The 2706-nt window shown below is 39.7% G+C and carries 5 protein-coding genes; 3 read left to right on the top strand and 2 right to left on the bottom strand.

Features of this window, described 5'->3' with window-relative positions; translation table 11 throughout:
• Positions 1–209, top strand: a 209-nt coding sequence (locus HR060_RS19000) for an integrase core domain-containing protein (RefSeq protein ID WP_174198709.1), incomplete at its 5' end; no start/stop codon positions are given.
• Between the two features lie 51 nt (positions 210–260).
• Here HR060_RS19000 and trmB read toward each other — a convergent pair.
• Positions 261–986 carry a tRNA (guanosine(46)-N7)-methyltransferase TrmB gene (trmB, locus tag HR060_RS18995; protein ID WP_174201846.1) on the bottom strand — a complete coding sequence of 242 codons (726 nt, stop codon included), beginning with the start codon at positions 984–986 and terminating at the stop codon, positions 261–263.
• Positions 987–1110: 124 nt separating this feature from the next.
• Between trmB and mutY the strand changes: the two genes are divergently transcribed.
• Positions 1111–2157: an A/G-specific adenine glycosylase gene (gene mutY, locus HR060_RS18990; RefSeq protein WP_174201845.1), complete on the top strand. Its 1047-nt coding sequence runs from the start codon at positions 1111–1113 to the stop codon at positions 2155–2157.
• 15 nt (positions 2158–2172) lie between these two features.
• Positions 2173–2445 (top strand): oxidative damage protection protein, encoded by a 273-nt coding sequence (locus HR060_RS18985; RefSeq protein ID WP_174201844.1) that lies wholly within the window; start codon positions 2173–2175, stop codon positions 2443–2445.
• 52 nt (positions 2446–2497) lie between these two features.
• Here the strand turns inward: HR060_RS18985 and HR060_RS18980 are convergent.
• A partial coding sequence (locus HR060_RS18980) for an integrase core domain-containing protein (protein WP_174198709.1) occupies positions 2498–2706 on the bottom strand: 209 nt, incomplete at its 5' end.

Here is a 2706-nt window from a genome sequence, read left to right as displayed (position 1 = left end):
GTTCAATGACAGATGGTTATGACTGCTATCAAAATGCACTGGCTGAGAGAGTAAACGGTATTCTTAAAAACGAATACTTGTTAATGAAACCAAATAACCTAAATGAGGCAAGGGAAATGGTAAAACAATCAGTCGATTTATATAATCAACAAAGGCCACATTCGGCCTTAAAATACAAAACGCCCGATGAAATTCATCAGGCGTTTTAATCAAAAAAGTGTCAACCCATACTAGGATGGGTCAAAGGGTTAAATTTACTTTTAGCTCACGCGTTCGAACATCAAGTCCCAAACGCCGTGGCCTAATCTGTGGCCGCGTTGCTCAAACTTTGTTAATGGGCGGTTGTCTGGGCGAGGAACATAGTTTTGTTGTTCCGATTGGTTTTTGTAACCAGGTGCCACAGACATTACTTCTAACATGTGCTCTGCATAGTTTTCCCAGTCAGTTGCCATGTGGAAAACCCCACCAATTGCTAATTTTTGTCTTAGTTGCTCAACGAACTCAGGTTGCACAATGCGGCGTTTGTGATGACGTTTTTTATGCCAAGGATCAGGGAAAAATAATTGAATGCGAGCCAATGACCCATCAGGGATCATATTTTTAAGTACTTCTACTGCGTCATGTTCAAATAGGCGAATATTATCAACGCCTTCTTCTTCTGCTGTTTTTAAACATGCACCAACACCGGGCTTGTGAACCTCAATTCCGATAAAGTTCTTATCGGCTTCGTTTTTAGCCATCTCAACTAAAGATGCACCCATGCCAAAACCAATTTCCAGTACAACAGGGGCATCGCGGTTAAATGCTGCAGCTAAATCAAGTTGCTCGTTTTTATAATCAATGCCTTTTTCAGGCCAGTGTTGGTTTAAAGCGGCTTCTTGCCCTTTAGTCAAACGTCCCTCTCTAAGAACAAAACTTTTTACAGTTCGGATTCGTTTACCTTCTTCGATTGCTTTTTCTAAGCGATCTTTTGATGCATCTGACATATTGAGAGTTACCTATAGGGATAGCTAAATTGGCGCGTATTTTAGTCATACCCTGAGGTTAAGGCTATAGTTAGGTGAAAAAATAATATATCCTGCGCGCAAACAGACGAAGTTAGCTATAAATATGAATGATTTTGCCAGCAGAGTTCTCGCTTGGTATCACCTTCACGGTCGTAAAAACCTCCCTTGGCAACAAGATAAAACTCTTTATAAAGTTTGGGTTTCTGAAGTGATGTTGCAGCAAACCCAAGTTACTACTGTAATACCGTATTTTGAAAAATTTATTGATCGTTTTCCAACTCTTGCCGATTTAGCCGCTGCACAAGAAGACGAAGTACTCGCGCATTGGACTGGACTTGGCTATTACGCTCGGGGACGCAATTTGCTAAAAGCAGCTAAGACTATGATAGCGCAATACGGTGAATTCCCCACTGAACTCGAGCAAGTACATGCATTGCCTGGTATTGGTTTATCTACTGCTGGCGCTATTCTATCTTCAGTATTGCAGCAGCCTCATGCAATATTAGATGGTAATGTTAAAAGAGTTTTAGCCAGACATTATCTAGTTGACGGCTGGACCGGCAATAAGAAGGTTCAGGATAAGCTATGGGAATTTGCTAAAGAGGTGACACCTAGTAAAGATACTCATCATTTTAATCAAGCAATGATGGATATTGGCGCGACAGTGTGTAAACGCTCTAAACCACTTTGTGAACAATGCCCTGTTGCTGAAACTTGCTTTGCCAAAGCTCAAGGTTTACAAAAACAATACCCGCAACCAAAACCAAAGAAAGTACTACCTGAAAAACATACCTTTATGCAGATCTTAAAGTATCAGCACCAAGTGTATTTAATTAAACGACCTAGTAGTGGGTTATGGGGCGGCCTGTATGCTTTTTCAGAGTTTGAGTCGTTAGATGAATTAGAGCAAAGCCATGCGACTCAAGCGCTTAATGTGATCAAAAGTCGTGAACTTACGGGGTTTCGTCATACATTTTCGCATTTTCACTTACACATCACTCCTGTCTTAGTTGAGCTTGAAAACTTGCCTCAAAGTATTTCTGAGGCAGATAGTACTTGGTATCAAGTTGATGAAAAAAGAGATTTTGGTATCTCTACGCCAACTGCTAAAATACTCGAAGAAATTTCACAATTAGTGTCGTTATCCTAAATTAAGGTTTGTTTTATGTCTCGAACAGTTCAATGTCAGTATTTAAAAAAAGAAGCCGATGGCTTAGATTTTCAGCTTTACCCTGGTGAATTGGGAAAACGCATTTTTGACAATATCTCTAAAGAAGCTTGGGCACTTTGGCAGTCGAAACAGACCATGTTAATCAATGAAAAGAAATTGAATATGATGAATGTGGATGACAGAAAAGTGATTGAACAGGCTATGGTTGCCTTCTTATTTGAAGGTGAAGATGTTGTTATTGATGGCTACACACCACCTGAAAAGTAATATCTACTGGTAATCCACTGACCCATCCTAGTATGGGTTGACACTTTTTTGATTAAAACGCCTGATGAATTTCATCGGGCGTTTTGTATTTTAAGGCCGAATGTGGCCTTTGTTGATTATATAAATCGACTGATTGTTTTACCATTTCCCTTGCCTCATTTAGGTTATTTGGTTTCATTAACAAGTATTCGTTTTTAAGAATACCGTTTACTCTCTCAGCCAGTGCATTTTGATAGCAGTCATAACCATCTGTCATTGAAC

This window comes from Marinifaba aquimaris (genome assembly GCF_013328345.1).
GTDB lineage: Bacteria > Pseudomonadota > Gammaproteobacteria > Enterobacterales > Alteromonadaceae > Marinifaba > Marinifaba aquimaris.
This window is presented reverse-complemented; position numbering and strand designations above follow the sequence as displayed.

Excerpts from the sequence above, each read along its gene's own strand:
- trmB (WP_174201846.1), bottom strand. The coding sequence starts at position 986 with ATGTCAGATGCATCAAAAGATCGCTTAGAAAAAGCAATCGAAGAAGGT.
- mutY (WP_174201845.1), top strand. The coding sequence starts at position 1,111 with ATGAATGATTTTGCCAGCAGAGTTCTCGCTTGGTATCACCTTCACGGT.
- HR060_RS18985 (WP_174201844.1), top strand. The coding sequence starts at position 2,173 with ATGTCTCGAACAGTTCAATGTCAGTATTTAAAAAAAGAAGCCGATGGC.